15 protein-coding genes are annotated in these 17,661 nt (G+C 60.7%); 2 read left to right on the top strand and 13 right to left on the bottom strand.

From position 1 onward, the window contains the following. Window positions 1-28: 28 nt before the first annotated feature. A complete protein-coding gene (locus NTD86_RS24170; RefSeq protein WP_262205896.1) occupies window positions 29-985 on the bottom strand; it encodes a 3-hydroxyacyl-CoA dehydrogenase in 957 nt (318 codons plus the stop codon). A gap of 307 nt (window positions 986-1,292) precedes the next feature. Then, window positions 1,293-2,081, bottom strand: coding sequence for an SDR family oxidoreductase (locus NTD86_RS24175; RefSeq protein ID WP_262205897.1), 789 nt, complete (start codon window positions 2,079-2,081; stop codon window positions 1,293-1,295). A gap of 335 nt (window positions 2,082-2,416) precedes the next feature. On the opposite strand from NTD86_RS24175, the gene NTD86_RS24180 reads away from it, so the two are divergent. Further along, on the top strand, window positions 2,417-3,313 hold the full coding sequence (locus NTD86_RS24180) for a LysR family transcriptional regulator (RefSeq protein WP_262205898.1): 897 nt from the start codon (window positions 2,417-2,419) through the stop codon (window positions 3,311-3,313). A gap of 8 nt (window positions 3,314-3,321) precedes the next feature. On the opposite strand, the gene NTD86_RS24185 is transcribed toward NTD86_RS24180, so the two are convergent. The 5 genes from NTD86_RS24185 to NTD86_RS24205 form a co-directional block, all read right to left on the bottom strand. Further along, on the bottom strand, window positions 3,322-4,755 hold the full coding sequence (locus NTD86_RS24185; protein ID WP_262205899.1) for an aldehyde dehydrogenase family protein: 1,434 nt from the start codon (window positions 4,753-4,755) through the stop codon (window positions 3,322-3,324). Next, the gene (locus NTD86_RS24190) at window positions 4,752-5,945 is read right to left on the bottom strand and encodes an iron-containing alcohol dehydrogenase (protein ID WP_262205900.1); all 1,194 of its coding nucleotides are present in this window, start codon (window positions 5,943-5,945) and stop codon (window positions 4,752-4,754) included. The genes NTD86_RS24185 and NTD86_RS24190 overlap by 4 nt, the downstream gene beginning before the upstream one ends. Window positions 5,946-6,001: 56 nt before the next feature. Then, window positions 6,002-7,477, bottom strand: a complete 1,476-nt coding sequence (locus tag NTD86_RS24195; RefSeq protein WP_262205901.1) for an APC family permease — start codon at window positions 7,475-7,477, stop codon at window positions 6,002-6,004. Window positions 7,478-7,917: 440 nt separating this feature from the next. After that, window positions 7,918-8,418 (bottom strand): GNAT family N-acetyltransferase, encoded by a 501-nt coding sequence (locus tag NTD86_RS24200; RefSeq protein ID WP_262205902.1) that lies wholly within the window; start codon window positions 8,416-8,418, stop codon window positions 7,918-7,920. Between the two features lie 33 nt (window positions 8,419-8,451). Continuing rightward, window positions 8,452-8,970 (bottom strand): cysteine hydrolase family protein, encoded by a 519-nt coding sequence (locus NTD86_RS24205; protein ID WP_262205903.1) that lies wholly within the window; start codon window positions 8,968-8,970, stop codon window positions 8,452-8,454. 367 nt (window positions 8,971-9,337) lie between these two features. Here NTD86_RS24205 and NTD86_RS24210 point away from each other — a divergent pair, with 367 nt between their 5' ends. Beyond that, window positions 9,338-10,378, top strand: a complete 1,041-nt coding sequence (locus NTD86_RS24210; protein WP_262205904.1) for an alginate lyase family protein — start codon at window positions 9,338-9,340, stop codon at window positions 10,376-10,378. A gap of 57 nt (window positions 10,379-10,435) precedes the next feature. On the opposite strand, the gene NTD86_RS24215 is transcribed toward NTD86_RS24210, so the two are convergent. The 6 genes from NTD86_RS24215 to NTD86_RS24240 form a co-directional block, all read right to left on the bottom strand. Next, the gene (locus tag NTD86_RS24215; RefSeq protein ID WP_262205905.1) at window positions 10,436-11,149 is read right to left on the bottom strand and encodes a hypothetical protein; all 714 of its coding nucleotides are present in this window, start codon (window positions 11,147-11,149) and stop codon (window positions 10,436-10,438) included. A gap of 322 nt (window positions 11,150-11,471) precedes the next feature. Further along, a complete protein-coding gene (locus NTD86_RS24220) occupies window positions 11,472-13,895 on the bottom strand; it encodes a TonB-dependent siderophore receptor (RefSeq protein ID WP_262205906.1) in 2,424 nt (807 codons plus the stop codon). Between the two features lie 82 nt (window positions 13,896-13,977). Then, window positions 13,978-14,961 (bottom strand): FecR family protein, encoded by a 984-nt coding sequence (locus NTD86_RS24225; RefSeq protein WP_262205907.1) that lies wholly within the window; start codon window positions 14,959-14,961, stop codon window positions 13,978-13,980. Then, window positions 14,958-15,464, bottom strand: a complete 507-nt coding sequence (locus tag NTD86_RS24230) for a sigma-70 family RNA polymerase sigma factor (RefSeq protein ID WP_262205908.1) — start codon at window positions 15,462-15,464, stop codon at window positions 14,958-14,960. Before NTD86_RS24230 ends, NTD86_RS24225 begins: the two co-directional genes overlap by 4 nt. Window positions 15,465-15,605: 141 nt before the next feature. Continuing rightward, on the bottom strand, window positions 15,606-16,715 hold the full coding sequence (locus NTD86_RS24235; protein WP_262205909.1) for an LLM class flavin-dependent oxidoreductase: 1,110 nt from the start codon (window positions 16,713-16,715) through the stop codon (window positions 15,606-15,608). 16 nt (window positions 16,716-16,731) lie between these two features. After that, window positions 16,732-17,568, bottom strand: a complete 837-nt coding sequence (locus NTD86_RS24240) for a sulfurtransferase (RefSeq protein WP_262205910.1) — start codon at window positions 17,566-17,568, stop codon at window positions 16,732-16,734. Window positions 17,569-17,661 lie beyond the last annotated feature (93 nt).

A 17,661-nucleotide genomic window follows, 5' to 3' on the forward strand; every position in this document is an offset into this window, starting at 1 on the left:
TTTTGGTGGTCAGGATGAAGCAGGGTTTTCAACAATCAGGGGCTTGGCGCTTGTGCGCGGCCAGGGCCATCAGGCGCTTGTCGCGCCAGGCCGAACGCAGTGCGATGCCTTCAAGTTCCAGCGCACGGCGACGCTCCTGATGCACGCGGTCGACGGCCGATTCCGACCAACTGAACGCGTGCTCAGAATCGACCGCTGCGCGATTTTGCTGGCCGTAGCGCGCGGCGTAGTCAGCCACGCCAGCCGGGGCGTTGAGGTCAATGGTTTCGAAAGGACCCATGAACGACCAGCGCAGGGCGAGCCCATCCTTGAGTACCCGGTCGATGTCTTCGGCGCTGGCGAGGCCGTCTTCATGCAATTTGAAGCATTCGTTGAGCACGGCGGCTTGAACGCGATTGAGTAGAAAACCGTGGATTTCCCGGGACAACACCACGGGGCTTTGCCCGGCGGCGGAGTAGAGCGTGTGGGCGCGGATCATCACGTCCGCGGCGGTCCAGGGGGCAGGGCACAGCTCTACCAGCGGGATCAGATAAGGCGGGTTGGTCGGGTGTGCTACCAGGCAGCGGGCCCGCCCCGGCAGGTCATTCGTGAACTCGGAGGCCGGCAGCCATGAAGTCGAACTGGCCAGGATCGCCTCCTTGGGTGCCAGGGTGTCCATGCGCTGGAAAATCTCGATTTTGGCTTCGACCGTTTCCCGAACGTTTTCCTGGGCGAGCACTACGCCGCGCAATGCAACGGCCAAATCGGGCACACAGGTAATGCGCGCCAGCACGGTGTGAGGGGCGTCTGTGAGCAGGTCAAAGTCCGCGAGCTCATGCAGCCTTGCTTCGATGTAGGCATGGCTGGCCTGCATCGTGTGCCGATCCATGTCGTGCAGGCGCACGGGGTGGCCCGCGCGGGCAAACACGATGGCCCATGCTCTGCCAATCAGACCGGCGCCAATGATGGCTACGGGGCCTCGTTCGGTGGTAGCGGTGCTTTGCATGATGTTCTCCACATTTTTGTATTTATGTTCAGGAGTTGCGCTTTTGGCTGGCGCATCCACATCGAGGGTCGGGCCGAGGCAGGGCAATCGGCGGCGCTGACGAGTGGTATGAAAATCATGGTATTCGCTGTGATCACAGATCACAAGATTAATTTATAGAGTGTCGGACGATTGGTTTTGCCCCTACCCACAAGGCATTTCAGGCACTCGCAAGGCTCACGGCTGTGGGCCGCGCAGTGTTCCGACGGACTGAAAAATAGGCTAGACGGCCCGCCAGCGCACGGCTGGCAAGCCGTTCTGGTCGGGTTCAGAGGTACTCGACATTGCCGTCGATGCTGATGGCCTGCCCGGTCACGTTGTGCGCGGCGGGCGAGCAGAGAAACAGCGCCATGGCGGCCACATCGTCAGGGGGCGTCATGCGGCGCAGAGAGATTTTTTTCAGCGTCTGCTCCAGCATTTCGGGTTCGGAGATGCCCAGTTGTTTGGCGCGGTCATGGATCACCCGGTCCTGACGCGGGCCTTCGATGATGCCCGGCAGCAGCGCATTGACGCGGATGTCCCGCTCACCCAGTTCGGCAGCCAACGATTTCATCAGCCCGATGATGGCCCATTTGGTGGCCGCATACGGGGTCCGCCAGGCATACCCCAAGCGGCCCGCGACCGATGAAATGTGAATGATGTGCGCGTGTTCCGACTTAACCAGCAGGGGCACCGCATGATGCGCGAAGCGGTACTGCGCATTGAGGTTGATGTTGATCGACTGCTCCCACTCGGTCTCGGTGATTTTTTCGATCCCGGTGGTGGGGCCTGCGATCCCGGCATTGTTGATCAACACATCCAGCCCGTTTGCCCACTCGCGCTGCAGGTCGAACACACGCTGGACCTCGGCGGCATTTGACACGTCAGCCTGGGTTGCGAGCGCTTGTGGGTAGCGCTCGCGAAAAGCCGCAACCGCTTGCTCACTGACATCACACACGTGCACCTTCGCCCCGGTCTCCAGATAAGCCGCAGCAATCACTTCGCCAATGCCAGCGGCCCCACCGGATATCAGCACCTTCAACCCGGAGTAGGGGATGAGTCGTTTCACAATGCTCATAGCTTCGTACCTGTCTTATTGTTGTATCGGACGTTCTTCCCGGGTCATCACAGCCTGCCCCAGAAATGTAGCGCTAGTGATATGTGATCACAGTTTGTTTGTCAATGTGAAATCCGCCCTCCACCTCGGCCATTGCCCCACCCTTGGTCAGTCCCCGATACTAAGGCCGTGTTGTTCACTTAAGAGCAGCACTGCTTATCAGGGGGCGCGGGCTTGCTCGCGACGGTCTTCAGAGCGCCTCATTTACCCAGTAAATACGCATCATCGTTACCGACCTTCGCGAGCAAGCCCGCGCCCACAAAAGCGCAAAACCCCCACCCTCATCGAGAAAAGCTGTGCTCAGAAACGTTACGGACATGGATTTGCGGCTGCTGCGCATTTTCGCCACGGTGGTCAAATGCGGCGGGTTCACGGCTGCCCAGGCTGAGCTGAACATGAGCCAGTCGAACATCAGCACACATATTTCCGGCCTGGAAAAACGCCTGGGCTATCGCATTTGCGAGCGCGGCAAGGGCGGGTTTCGCGTGACCGAAAAAGGCCAACGGATTCTCAAGGCGTCGTCGGTGTTGTTCAGTGCGGTAGATGCGTTTCGCAATGAGGCCCAGGACCTGGCCGGGCGGTTGGTGGGGGATCTGTATCTGGGGCTGGCGGACAATATCGCGACATTGCCAACGGCCCGCATCGACGCGGCCATCGCACGCTTTTATCAGCGTGAACACGACATGCATTTGCACATTTTCGTGAACTCGCCCACGGAACTGGAACGGGCGGTGATCGACGGGCAACTGGATATCGCCATTTCCTATTTCAGCCGCCCGCTGCCGACCTTGACGTATCAGCCGCTGTACTCGGAGGAAATCGGCATTTTCTGCGGTCAGGCGCACCCGCTGTTCGAGGTCGAGACGCCGAGCCTGGCCCAGCTTCAGGCCTGTGACTGGATCCGCCATGGCTTCTTGCCCGTCGATCAGGTGCTGCCCATCGCCCCGGATCGTGCATCGGCCACCGCGCATCACATGGAGGCGGTCGCCCATGGCGTGCTGGCCGGCACCCATCTGGGCTATCTGCCAGCGCATTACGCGCGGGCCTGGCTGCAGAACGGGCAGATGCGCGCCCTGCAGCCCGCGACACTACGCTATGACGTGCAGCACAGCATGATCACCCATGCTGGCCACCCGCAAAGCGAGGCGGTCCGTGCCTTTATTGCCGACCTGTTGCTTGAGCACGGGCTGTGAGCCGCGCCTCAGCCCAGGCAGCGGGTCACGTGTTTGACCGACTGGTAGGCTGACAAACCCCAAGGGCCGAGTTCACGACCGATGCCGCTGCCCTTGGTCCCGCCCCAGGATGTTTCCACGAACACCGCCTGGATCGAGTTGATCCATACATGGCCCACTTCCAGTGCCTGCGCCACGCGCTCGGCGCGTTCCAGATCGGCGCTGATCACCGTGGCCACCAGGCCGAAGCGGCTGTCGTTGGCCAGGGCCAAGGCCTGTTCTTCTGAACTGAAGCGATGACTGCACAGCACCGGCCCGAAAATTTCTTCGCTCCACAGGCGGCTGTTCAGCGGCACGTCGGTGTAGAGGGTCGGGCTGACGAACCAGCCCGGGTCGCACCAGGCCTTGGCGCCAGTCGCAAGGTGCAAGCCTTCATCGCGGGCGATGGCAAAGTACTCACTCACCTTGGTCCATTGCGCCTGGCTGGTCAGTGGGCCCATGTCCACTTCACCGTTCAGCGGGTTGCCCACGCGCAGGGTCTCAAATGCGCTCTGCAAGCGTTGGGTCAGCGCATCGGCAATGCTCTCGTGGACCAGCAGCCGCGAAGTGGCCGAGCACATTTGGCCGCTGTTCCAGCAAATCCCGGCCACGATCCATTCAACGGCCTGATCGAGGTCGCAATCCTCAAACACCACAATGGCCGACTTGCCGCCCAGTTCCAGTGTGATCGGGCGGCAATGCGCGGCAGCGCTGTGCATCACCTGCGTGCCCACGGCGTTGCTGCCGGTGAACGACAACTTGTCCAGACCCGCATGATTGCTCAGCGCAATGCCGGTCTCGGCCTTGCCGCAGACGATATTCAACACACCGGCGGGCAAGCCCAACGCATCGGCAATCTGGCCATAGGTCTGCTCGATCAGCGGGGTGACCTCCGAAGGCTTGAGCACCACCGTGCAGCCTGCCGCCAGAGCCGGGGCCAGCTTCCAGGCGCTGGTCACCAAGGGGAAGTTCCACGGCACGATCAGGCCGACCACGCCCACCGGTTCCAGTCGCGTGTGGGAGGTAAAGCCGGGCACCGCCAGCGGGACTTCAGGGTTGGGGTTCTCTGCCAATTTATCGGCCAAAGTCGCGTAATAGCTGAAGGTCGCGACTGCATCGTCAATGTCGACTTCGGCCTCATGGCGGGGTTTGCCGTTGTTCTGCATCTGCAGGGCGATCAAGGCTTCGCGGCGCTGCTGGAGCTGTTCAGCGAACCCCCTCAGGTAACCGGCGCGGGTGGCCGCATCAACCTGCCGCCACGCGGGCAGGGCCTGACGCGCTGCCGCGACAGCTTGATCCACCTGATCAGCGCTGGCGCTCATCAGCTCGGCAATCGGCTGGCCCAAAGACGGATCGTACACGGTGATCTGCTCGGCGCCTTCGCCTGTGAGCCAGTTTGCGTTGATGTACTGTGCTTGTTTCATACGTTGACTCCCGGCAGGACGCCGTGCACTGCGTTAATGAAAATCTGGCTGTAATCGGCTGCACTGAGCGGGCAGGCGTTGGTGTCCGAAGAGGACGTGTCAGCGAGTGCCTGCTCACCCACCCACACGGCGGCCTCGTCATCCAGGCCGATTTCTGCGAGCGAATGGGCGATCCCCAGGCGTTGGCGCAACTGCAACACCCAGTGGAGAAAACCGTCGAAATCGGGTTGATCCAGTTCCAGGTAACGCGCCAGCCGGGCGATGCCTTCACTGATTGTCGGGCGGTTGGCGACCAGCACATAAGGCAGCAGGATCGCGTTCAGCAGTCCGTGATGTTTGTGGTAGCGCGCACCCAGCGGGTGGGCGAGGGCGTGCACGCCGCCCAGGCCTTTTTGAAACGCCACCGCGGCCATCGCCGACGCCACCAGCATGCCTTCGCGGGCCACCAGGTCTTGGCCATCGTGATAGGCGTTGCACAAGTGTTGCTGGATCAGGCGAACCCCTTCCACCGCCACCCCGCAAGACATCGGGTGATACAGCGGCGAGCAAAAGGCTTCAATGTGATGGGTCAACGCGTCCATGCCGGTGGCAGCGGTCAGCGCGGGCGGCAAGCCACGGGTCAGGATAGGATCAAGAATCACGCTGGCCGGCAGCATTTTAGGGTGGCTGACCACCCGCTTGATGTTCAGCTCGCTGAGGGTGAGCACCGCTTCACGGCCCAGTTCCGAGCCTGTGCCCGCAGTGGTCGGCAAGGCGATCAGCGGTGGCAGTTCGAGGGGAGGAAAGTCGCCCAGTGTCGGGTAGTTTTCCATCACCGTAGACCACTGGTAACGCTCCAGACCTTGCGCGTCGACGGCCGCCAGGCTGATGCCCTTGGCCGCGTCCATGGCACTGCCGCCGCCCAGGGCGATCAGCGAGTCATGCTGGCCGGCCTTGAACACGGCGACGCCCTTGGCCACATCGCCCAGGCTCGGGTTGCTGGCGATATCGCTGAACACCGCGAACTGGATCTGGGCGTGCTGCAAATGCGCCTGGATCAGCGCCATCGGCTCCAGCGTCAGCATGCCGGGGTCGGTGACCAGCAGCGGGTTGCGCATGCCCAACAAGGTGCAGCGTTCGGCCAACACAGCCAGCGCATCGGGCCCGCAGAAAATCTCTGTCGGGTAGTTCCAATAGTGAATAGCAGACATCTGACACTCCAAACAGCGAGGCCCGGGGTTGAGGGGCCTCGCACCATACAAAGACGTTAAACAGGCCGCAATTGAGGGGTGGCCCGCAGGTAAGGCTTGGCCCGGAACATATAAATCAGGCCCAGCACCGCGAGCACCGAAAACACCAGCACCACCGCCCACACCTGAAACCACGGCGCACCCGGTGGCGCCAGCGACTCACGCGGCCAGGCGACGTTGATGCTCTCGAACACCAGCCAGCAGAACGCTGCAATATTGACCGGCAAGCCCCAGCGCCCCAGGCTGAACGTCCCCGGTTCGGCTTTCCAGCGGTTGTTCAGGCGGGCGAGCAGGGCACAGGTGACCACAATCAAAAACACCAGGAAGAAGCCGCCGCTGCCGAAGGCGATCAGCGTCCCTACCGCCGTGGCATTGAGCCCCAGCGCCAGACCGAAACTGGCGAACAGCGTGCAAAACACCATGGCCGCAAACGGCACCTTGCGCTTGTCCACCTTACGTAGCAGGGCCGAAGCGGGCAGCATGTTGTCCCGCGCCATGCCGAACACGGCACGCCCGATGTACGTCTGAACCGAGACGATGCACGCGATAAACGCCACCAGCACCACGGCCACAAACGGCTGTTCGGACCACGCACCAAAGGCGTCGACTACCGCGGGTGTGACCGGATCGATGACCTGGCCCGAGACCATGGCCGCGGTGTTGGTGTATGACAGCGTCACGGCGAAAGCCGTCAGCATCACGGTCAGGCCGACCAGAATCATCGAGCGCAAAATCGCCCGGGGCGTAGAGGTGCGGGCGTCGGCCGTCTCTTCCGAGACTTGCGAGCAGGCATCGAACCCCAAAAATGCCCAGCCACCCACCGCCATCGCCGTCAGAAAACCGGAGAGGTAAGAGCCGTCGGATGCTTGCGTAGAGGACAGCCCCTCGAACAGCAGAGACAGCGAGTGATTGCGGAAAAACAGCAGCAACAACACCCCGATGCCAATCGACGCAATCGCTTCAGCAATGATCCCGGCGTTCACGAAATACTTCAGCGGGTTGATGCCGAACAGATTCACCCCCAGCCCGAGCACCAGCAGCACTGCGCCACTGAACACCTGAGCATTTGCCGAGGGCGGCTCGCCGGTGAAAAACAGCCATAACCAGAACCCGCCCAGATAAGACACGGTGGTCAGCGACGCCAGCGCGGAGGCCAGGTACATAAACCCCGTAAACCACGCCCAACGATCCCCGGCCAGACGCTTGACCCACTGATAACAGCCGCCTGCGAGCGGATACTGCGACGCCAGCTCGGCATACACCAACGCCACCAGCAACTGCAACGCCAGGCACAGCGGCACGATCCAGACCCAGGACGGCCCGGCATTCATAGCGCCGAGCGACATCACCGAATAGATCCCGACCACCGGAGAAACCGTCGCGAAACCGACCGAAAAAGAAGACCACAGCGACAGACCGCGATGCAGCTCCTGGGCATAGCCCTGGCTGTGCAACAGCGATTCATCGGCGTTAGGGCGCAGAGGAGAGTTCATAACCCGCCTCCGACAGAAGAGTGGGCACAATGGCCGGCACGGTTAAATGCGTGAGGTGAAGACATAAGAATTCCTTGGTCGGCAGACACATTATTTTTAGGATCGCCTTGCTCAGGCGTACCGACGAACGCCTCCTTCTACGAGGAGTGGGCGCAGCATAAAGCAGCCAAACATTTGTAAAAATTCATATGTTTGTAGGCTGGCTTCTGGATTTCTATATGTTTGAAGTGGGCGTGTTATATCCCAGTTTTTGTTTGACGAGTGCTACGCGGTTGTGTGCACAGCAACCCTTCGTACCTCGTCAGCGACTAAACGGGCGGGGCGCAAACGGTAGGAGCGAGCTTGCCTCGCGATCTTTTGATCTTGACTTGCCCTCTTCAACGACATCTCTGATCGGCAACCCGGCGGCCCACATCGCCGCCTTTGTGCCTCGTCACCGACTACAAGAGCCGCGCTTTATTCAGAGAGGTAGACCAATACATGGTTTGAACAAGAATATGCGGATGACTTTCTAATGGTTCCCATTCATCCATGAAAGTAAAACCCTGCTTCAGATAGAATCTTGAAGCTCTTGCGTTCTCTGGCGCTACGTCAAGGAAAACCCCGTCAAAGCCTTGGATTGTCGCTCGCGCTTTGACTTGATCAACCAGTCGAGCTGCTATGCCTGAACCTCTCGCTGCAGGCTCTATCCACATGCCGATCAAGTTATAGCGACCCGTACTGCTCACTGCAGCGCCGATCATCCCGATAGGCCTTTCGTTGTCAAAGGCTAGCCAGAACGCCGTTCCTGTTGACGATGCTCGATCTTTCCACTGTTCATCCGTGTAGTGGGCAGCCGTATGGTAATTCACACCGAACGCAGTGGGCGTGTCTAAAAGCGCGGCCAGCCGGATCTGCTTCAACAACATCCAGTCTTTTGTTTCTGTCAGTCGAATCTCCATACGCCCTGTACATCCTCCTAATTCAGGTTTCACCTAGAAATTCCATTCTTCAGCCCAAACCAATCGGCAGAACGGTCCGCCGAGCGTTGCATTGTGATGCGCAACAATGTCCTGAGCATTCATCACCGGCGTATCAGCACAGGTATGACCATCGGCAATGAGGACCGCATCAAAGCCAAGATCACGCGCCGCACGACACGTGCTGTCAACGCAGTATTGAGTTTTCATGCCGGTGATTACTACACCCGTCGACCCGTGAGCTCGTAAGTTGTCTGCCAGGTCGGTCATCGCGAAGGCGTTGGGGCGGCGTTTCTCGAATACCACCTCGCCACCCTGAAGCTTCAGTTCCTGCACGATCATCGTCAGCGGACTGCCGGGTTCGATGGGTGAACCCACCGGCCCGATATGACGCGCAAGAAAAATCGGCGCGCCTGCGCTGCGGGCCTTGTCCATCAGACTATTCAGGGTCTCCAGCAATGCTTCACCGCGCCAAGGCTTTTCCGGGCCGTGAACCAGTCCGACTTGCATATCGAGAATCAACAGAGCGTGCATGAGGTGAATTTCCTTGCGTGTGAGCCAGCAACACAAGGGCATAAAAAAGGCCCTGTCCATTGCTGGCGGGCCTTTGAAGTTCGTCTGTTATCTGCTCACGACACTTCTCACGCTCCGCTTTCAGCGGTCGTGGTGGTGGTAGTCGAGGTGAGGCAATGATTAGTCATAAATTGACACTAGCAATATCGTTACAGACTGGCAAGGCGCAAGCGGCCCTATACGGCAACCCTGCGGCCCACATCGCCGCCTTTGTGCCCAGCATTAAATCTCACCCCTCGAAAGCCGCCGTTCAACCTGTCTCACCTAAAGTCTCTACAAGGTCTATCCACCTCGACTGTCTTGCTTTTTCATCCTTCAGGTAAAACCGATGAGTAAACGGCCGCTCGTTAACCCGCTCTTACTGGCAATGTCTATCCTGATAAGCGCCCCAGCCATGGCGGCGCCCTGGTGCACGAGCACCAACCCCAACCCCGGGCAGCTTGGGCAGTTACGCAATCAGGTGAATCAGCAGTTGTTGCCGCAGTCCCGCGCGGTTGCGCGGGTGCATACCGAAGGGACGCTGCCGCATCAGGGCATCCGGGATCAGAGCCTGGAGGCCAAGAAGGACTGGCCGCTGATGCGCGACTTGGCGTTGTTGTGGCAAAAGCAGCATCAGCCGGCCGATTTGCAGGCGCTCTCGCGGTTGCTTAACGATTGGGGCACTCGCTACAAGCCGAGTTTCAATCCGGTCGACGAGACGGAACTGGATGCCTATATCGATGCGTATTCCATGACCCGCGACGACTTGCCGCCGCCCGTGCGTAATGTGGCGGCGCGGTTTATCCGGGCGTTGGGCGAGGGGTATCTCAATCAGATGGAGCACAACGCCAAGCCGGGCGATGGCCGCTGGATCAATAACTGGAACTCGCACCGGGTCAAGCTGGCGACGCTGTCGGCGGTGGCGCTGGACGATCCGGGGATGTTCGCGCGGGCGAGGGCGCAGTTCATTGTCCAATTGGGGCGCAATCTGCAGCCGGGCGGTTTGACGGTGGATTTTCAACAGCGTGACGCGCTTCATTATGTGGTCTACGACCTGGAGCCCTTGACCCGAGCCGCCATGGCAGCGCGTCTGCGCGGGCAAAACTGGCTGGTGTTCAAAGGCGCCTCGGGCGCGAGTCTGGAGAACGCTCTGGATTGGCTGGCGCCTTTTGCGAAGGGTGACCTGACGCACGAAGAATTCGTGCACTCGCACGTCAAATTCGATTATCAGCGCCGTGATGCAGGGGAGAGCGGCTATTCAGGTCTCTGGAACCCGCAGTCAGCCTCTGGCCTCTATGCGATGGCAACGCTGCTGAACCCCAAATATGCCGCCGTGTCCCAACACCTGCACCCGATGGGCGGCTGGATGGCCGCGTGCTGGGGGCGTTAAGTTAAAAAGCCCCGCCGGGCAATGCTCGGCGGGGCTTTTTCTTAACAGAAGGGGCGTTTACGGCCGCATCAAGGGTTCAATCCCGATCCATTTCTTGACCGGTTGATAGCACGTCTTCATCGGCGGGATATCGACCTTGTGGCCGCCCACGTCCATCGACCCCAAATGGATGGTCCATTTTGAATTGGCGTTGAATTTCTCGGTGGGGAAAATGATGTAAACCGAGCCGTAATGGCTGTTGTTAGTGATTCGCGGGATGCGTCGGTGGACTTCATCGCTGTTGATGTCATACGGCGAAGGGCGCGCGGTTCTTTCGTAGAACATCGGGTAGTCGTAGGTCTCGTCATCGCCCAGATACACTTCGGGCAGGGCTTTGACCTGCGAGCCGTCATCCAGCGTGATGTATGCCTGGCGGCTATCGTAGAGGATCGGCACCGCGGGTTCGCCGCTGCTTGAGCGTGCAGGGCGTTGGCGACCTTTGTTGTAGGCGATCAGTTGCACGTAAAAGTATCGGCGCGAATAGGTTTCACCCGGGAAGGTCTTGCTCACGCCTTGCTCGAACGGGCGATCTGAATACTGGGCGGCGTGATCGTATAAGTACGTTTCAAGCATGATGGTTTTCTGGCCATCGGCTCCCGGCACTTTGAATTGATAGTCGGACTGGCACAGGTCGGCGTAAGCAGAACGCTCGCGCGGCCAAGGCAGGCAAGCTCCCAGCGAGGCGGCAAGTAGCACGAGCAGGGTGGTTTTCAGGCTTTTCTCAAATGGCATGGCTGGCCTTTAGTCCTTTATCTGGGGCTGTTCAATCGCTTTGCCTTTTGACAGATCCGGTTCAGAAAAGGTCACGCCCTCACCCCAACCCTCTCCCAGAGGGAGAGGGGGCTGATTGGTGTCGCTTACAAGCCGTACCTCGGTAAAGCCCCCTCGCCTAGAGGGAGAGGGGGCCGATTGGTGTCGCTCCCAAGCCATACCTCGTTAAAGCCCCCTCGCCTAGAGGGAGAGGGCCGACTGGTGTTGCTCGCAAGCCGTACCTCGGTAAAGCTCCCTCTCCCTCCGGGAGAGGGTTGGGGTGAGGGGCTTTTGCTCCAAAGGCTTACCAGCGATAACGCGCCGTCGCCAGGAAGGTCCGTTGCGGGCCGTAGTAGCAGGTGTCGAGGAAGTAGCAGTTGTTGGCGATGTAGCTCTTGTTGGTCACGTTGTCGACGTTGAGCTGCAGGTTCCAGTGCGCATCCAGCTGGTAGTGGATCATGCTGTCCACCAGGGTGTAGCCGGGCGTTTCGCGCACTTGCGAGTAGTCGTCGTTGTAGTCTGGCCGGCCACTGACGTAGCGCACGCCAACGCCGTAGCCCAAGCCTTTGAGCTGGCCGTCCTGGTGGGTGTAGTCCGCCCAGGCCGAGGCGCTGTGCCGTGGGTTGGTGGTGCCCCAGCTGTCGGTGAAGCGGGTGCCTTCCTTGCCAGGAACGTTGTCTTTGGTCACACGCGCATCGAGGTAGGTGTAGCTGGCGGTCAGGTCAAGGCCGGGCGTCGGGGTGTATTTGCCTTCCAGCTCCAGGCCTTTGGATTCCACTTCGCCGGTCTGGATCATGATCCGCGTGTCGATCGGGTCAGTGGTCACCATGTTTTTCTGCACGATGTCGAACACCGCCGCCGTCAACAGCAGGTCGCTGCCAGGCGGCTGGTACTTGATACCCACTTCGTGGCTGGTGCCGGTGGTGGCCTTGTAAGGTTTGCCGTTGGCGCTGTTCGCAGTGGTCGGCAAGAACGATTCGGCGTAGCTGTAGTATGGCGCCAGACCGTTATCGAACAGGTACAGCAGGCCCGCCTGCCAGGTGGTAGCGCCTTGGTCCAGGCTACCGCCGACCTTGCGGCCGTTGTTGTCCACGTTAACGTCGGTCTTGGCCTGGTCGTGGCGCACGCCCACACGGGCAATCCAGTGATCGTCGATTTTCACCTGATGCTGGGCGTAGGCGCCGAGCTGCTCCACATCGATCACACGTTTGTAAGGCACCGTCGGCTTGGCTGTCGGGGTGACGGCACTTGGGTTGTTCAAGTCCAGCGGGGAGGCCGGGCCGCTCAACTGACGGTTGTTGCCGCGCTGCCAGGTGTAATCGAAACCGACCAGGCTGGTGTGCTCGATGCCGGGGGTGTCGAAGGTCGCCTGCAACTGGTTATCGAAGCTGTAGACGTCACTGTTGAACTTGTAGATGCCCGCATCACGGAACAACACGGCGGATGTGTCCGGGTCGATCCAGCCGAGGCTGCGCACCGCTTTGGCATCGTAGCTACCGGTGTCGACGCGCACGTTTTGGCGGTACAGCCAGGTGTCGTTGAAGCGATGCTCAAACAGGTAGCCCAGGGAGTATTGATCGCGCTTGAACGTGTTGAAGTTCGGGTCGCCACCGAAGAAGTGGTGCGACAAATACCCCGTAGGCCCGCTCACCAGCGAACCTTTGGCCGGCAGCCAGGTGCCCCAGCCGCTGGTGTCGTGCTGATAGCTGGAGAGCAAGGTCAGGCTGGTGTCGTCGTTGCGGAAGGTGATGGCCGGGGCGACGTACACATGGTCGTCGACCGCATGGTCAATTTGCGCCTGGCTGTCGCGCACGTTCAGGGTCAAGCGGCCCAGCACGGTGCCGCTGTCGTTCAACGCGTCATTCAGGTCCAGGCGCGCCTGTTTGTTGTCGTAACTGCCGTAACCCAGTTGCACCTCATGGAAAGGCTCGTCGCTGGGGCGTTTGGTGACGATGTTGATCATCCCGCCCGGCGCGTTTTGGCCATACAGCACCGACGCCGGGCCTTTGAGGATTTCCACGCGCTCCAGGCCATACGAGTCGGCGCGCCCGAACATGCTGTTGCTGGACGAACGCAGGCCATCGCGGAACATGCCCAACTGCGACATAGTGAAGCCGCGCACGGTCAGCCAGTCGTAACGCGGGTCATCGCCGTAAAAACCGGCACTCACACCGGCGCTGTAGCGCAACGCCGAGCTCAGGTTCTGCGCGCCCAGGTTGTCCATTTGCTCACGGGTCACCACCGAAATCGCTTGCGGGGTTTCCAGCAGCGGGGTGTCGGTCTTGGTGGCCGTGGTGGAACGGCGCGCGACAAAGCCTTTGTCACTGGAAATGCTGTCTTGGGTAAACCCGGCCTGTGCGCCGCTGATGGTGGTGGCCGGCAAGTCATGCGCACCGCCCGGCAGCACGGTGTAGGCGCCACTGGCGGTGGTGGTGAACATCAGGCCGCTGCCAGCCAGCGCCTGGTTGATGGCTTGCGCGGTGCTCATCTGGCCTTGCACCGCCGGAGCGCGTTTGCCGGCAATGAGTGAGGGGTTGACCGATAGCACCTCGCCGGTTTGATGGGCGATGGTGCTCAAGGTTTCGCCAAGGTCACCTGCAGGAATGTTGAATGCTTGTGCAACCGTCGCAGAGGCGTCGCCATCTGCCAGGGCATGGGACACAAACGGGACAGTTGCCATGGCGATCGCGACGGCAAGCAGGCAAGGACGAATCTGCAGGTTGGGCATGTAAGCGGGCTCGTGATAAGTGTGTTTTCAGTAACCAAGACCCGCTACCTGAAAAACCCCCTCAACTTTTTAAACTTTTTTTTTACGCGTGGGCCGGGCGGACATCCACCGTGGTCAGCCAGAAACCATGGCGGGTCACTTGCACCGGCAACGTCTCGGCCAAGGTGCGCAAGGTGCGGTCACTGTCATCCAGCGCGAAGACCCCATACACCCGCAACCGGGCCGCCTCGGGGCTGATGCGCAACAGCCCGGCGCGATAAGGGCGCAGGGCATCGATCAATTGCCCCAGCGGCTCATCGCGCACGTCGATCCGGCCTTCCACCCAGTCAACCCGGCTGCGCCAGCTCGGAGGTTGCGGGTCGATGCGTTGTTCGGTGAAGGCAAACACTTGCCCGGCCTCAATGGTTTGCCGGCGACCCGCATGGTTGGTGAGCAGCACACTGTGCTGTTGCACCGAGGCCAGACTGCCAGCCTCGTCCTTGCGCACCATGAACTGTGTGCCCAGCGCGCGAACCGTGCCGTCACCGGAGTCGACGATAAAGGGCCGCGCGGCATCCCGGGCCACCTCGACCTGCACCGCGCCCTCGTGCAGGATCACCCGGCGTTGCAGTGAATCAAACAGAATATCCACCACCGTGCGCGCATCCAGACTCAGGCGGCTGCCATCGGCCAGGGTCAGTGTGCGGCGCTCGCCCGTGGCGGTGCGCTGGTCGGCAAGCAGGCCGCTCAAAGGCGTCATACGCTGGGTGACACCTGCCGTCACCAGCCCCAGCACCAGGGCAAGCCCGCCGCCCAATGCCCGGCGCCGTGAAGGCGAAGGCAACGAACGCAGGCTGTCACTGGCCACTTTCAATTGGCCGGGGCTGCGCCGTTCGGCTTCCTGCAAGGCCGACATCGGTGTGCTCAACAGCGTGTTGACCCGGCGCCAGGCGTTGGCATGTTCGGGGTCGGCGCTTAGCCAGCGCTCGAATGCCTGATGGGGTGAACTGCCCGCCTGCGCGGATTCGAGGCGCAGTAACCAATCCACCGCTGCGCGATTGACGGCGTCCGTCTGGCGAGCGTTCATGCGTGCGGGGTTTTCAGGCAGTGCAGGAAGGCTCGACGCAAATCACGCTCAACCGTGGCCAGGGAAATCCCCATGGCGTCGGCAATCTGCGGTTGCGTCAGGCCGTCCAGGCGATGCAACAGGAAACAACTGCGGGCGCGAACCGGCAAGCCATCGAGCAACTGATCAATAATTTCCAGCGCTTCACGCACCAGCGCCATGTCTTCTTCAGACGGCATGAACTCCGGCTCCAACCCCGCCAGTTCGTCTTGATAGGCGCGCTCCAGCATCCGCCGACGAAACACATTGTTGAGCAGGTTGCGGGCGATGGTGGTGAGAAAGGCCCGGGGTTCTTGCAGCGCCGTCAGCTGGCGCGAGGTCAGGGCACGCACGAATGTGTCTTGCGTCAGGTCGGCGGCATCATGCGGGCAGTTCAACTGCCGGTAGAGCCACGCACGCAGCCAGCGATGGTGATCGCTGTAAAGGTCGGTCAGGACGGTTCGGGAATCGCCAGAGCTGAGCACGTGAACACCTGAAATGAATGGTAACTAATCTCATTATCTTTTGTGCTCGCGTTAAAAAGCAATTGCCGGCTGTAGATCTTTATAGGAGCTTGCCTCGCGATCTTTTGAACGTTCAAACAATCGCGAGGCAAGGCGGGGGATTCAGCCGATCTCGTTCAGCTTCGGTATCAGCAACTCGGCCACGTGTCTGGCTTCGTCGATCAGTGGCCAGCCCGACATGATCAACGCCGTCAGCCCTGCCTGCTGGTGATACGCCTCGACGTTCTGCGCGATGCCGTCTGCGTCACCCACCAGATACGCCGCCGATGACCCGGTGCCGAAAATATCCAGCGAAGACCACGCACTCATACCGGCAAACAGGCTGTTTTCCAGACGCAAAGACTCCAGCGGCGGCAGTTGGCCCTTGAGGATGTAATCCACCCATTCCTGACGCTGAGCATCCGGCGCGCGGTAGCTGGCCAGGGTTTGCTCCCCCTTGCTGCGGCGTGCCACGACTTCTTCCAGCTTGCTGCGCAACAGGTCGACGCCGGTGGTTTCGAACAGTGCATAAAACGCTTTTTCAGCTTCGGCGCGGGTCTTGCGCACGGTCACGCTGGTGAGTGCGCCCATGTCTGCGAATTCACGGCCCTGGCTGTGGGCCGAAGCGCGGGCGGCGTCGAAGCGCTCTTTGATGAGGCCGATTTCGCGCAGCATCAGCAGGTACACGTCGACCACTTTGCCCGCATGCTCAACCCCGGCCTTGGACTCGCCCGTGCCCCACAGCGGCACGCCGTTCGGCTGCACGGGCTCCAGGCTGAAGCGGGTGTTGGGGAACAGTGACGGGTTACCGGCCAGATAATGCGCCTGGAACTCTTTCCAGTAATGCTCGGCGCTTTTATAGCGGTCGTCGTGACCGGCCGTGAGGTTGTAAGTCTTGGCCCGTTCTTCGCGGCCATTGATGTGGTTGAACAACAAACGCCCGCCGCTGAGTTTTTCGAAGGTCAGGGCTTGTTCAGCCAGCAACTTGGGCGACGTCATGCCGGCGTAGGCGGCGACCAGAAAGCGCATCTTTTGGGTAAAGCCCACGACCGAGGTGGCGGACACCAGCGGGTCGTTTGGCCAGGTGGCCACCAGCGCGCCGTAAAAGCCGCCCTGATCGATGGTTTCAGCCAGCCGGCGGTAGCGCTCGAAATCCACCGGGAAGAAGCCGTCTTCCATCCACGGGTAATGACCGTCGGCCATGCTGAGGTACCAGAGTGCTTTAATTGCCATCAGTCGTGTTCCTGCTTCAAGTGTTCAAAATCGGGTGTGTTGCCAAGTGCATGGGCAGTGACGGATCAGCCGACCATTCGCACAGTGAGCCGTCGTAGACACTTACGTGGTCGACGCCTGCCACCGCTAACGCCAGGGCAAAGCCCGCCGCCGTGATGCCGCTGCCGCAATACAGCACCCATTCAATGCCGGGACGGTTGATAAACGGCTGCAACGTTTCCAGCAGCGCAGGGCGGGGGATAAACGTGTGGGTGTGCGGGTCGATCAGCTCCTTGTAAGGCAGGTTGAGGCTGGTCGGGATATGGCCGGGGCGCGCATATTTGCTTTCTTCGCCGCGAAACACCGGGCGGCGCAATACGTTGACCAACTGGGCGTTGTGTTGCCCGGCTATCACCTGTTGCACGTAAGCGCGATCGACGAAAAAGCCCGGCTGCGAAACCGCCGTAAAGTCGCCGGGGTTGACGGGTTCGGGCGTGGTGTCCAGCGGCAAACCGCGAGCCAGCCACGCACGCCAGCCGCCTTCCAGCACACAGGCCTGGGCGTGGTCAAAGCTTTTCAGCAACCACCAGACTCGTGCAGCCCATATGCCGTTTTCACGGTCGTAGATCACCACCTTGCGCTCATTGCTTACCCCCAACGCGCGCATGGCCGCGCCGAAGGCCTGGGCGTCGGGGCGGGTATAAGGAAACGCCGCCGTCGCATCAGACAACTGCTGGCTCAGATCGGCAAAACGCGCGCCGGGCAGATGGCCCGCCGCATACGGTTCACGCAGCCCTTTGGCACTGGCTTCAAGCACGGTCCAGTGGTCTGGTTGGGCCAACAGCGCATCAATGCTGAGTAAAGGGCTGGTCATACACCTGTCCTGAAAAGCCAAAAACCCTGTAGGAGCGGGGGTGGGGGGGGGGGGGTTTTTTTTTTTAAAATATGGGGGGGCGCGGCGGCCCAA

The sequence above is a fragment of the Pseudomonas sp. 7P_10.2_Bac1 genome, assembly GCF_025465935.1.
Lineage (GTDB): Bacteria > Pseudomonadota > Gammaproteobacteria > Pseudomonadales > Pseudomonadaceae > Aquipseudomonas.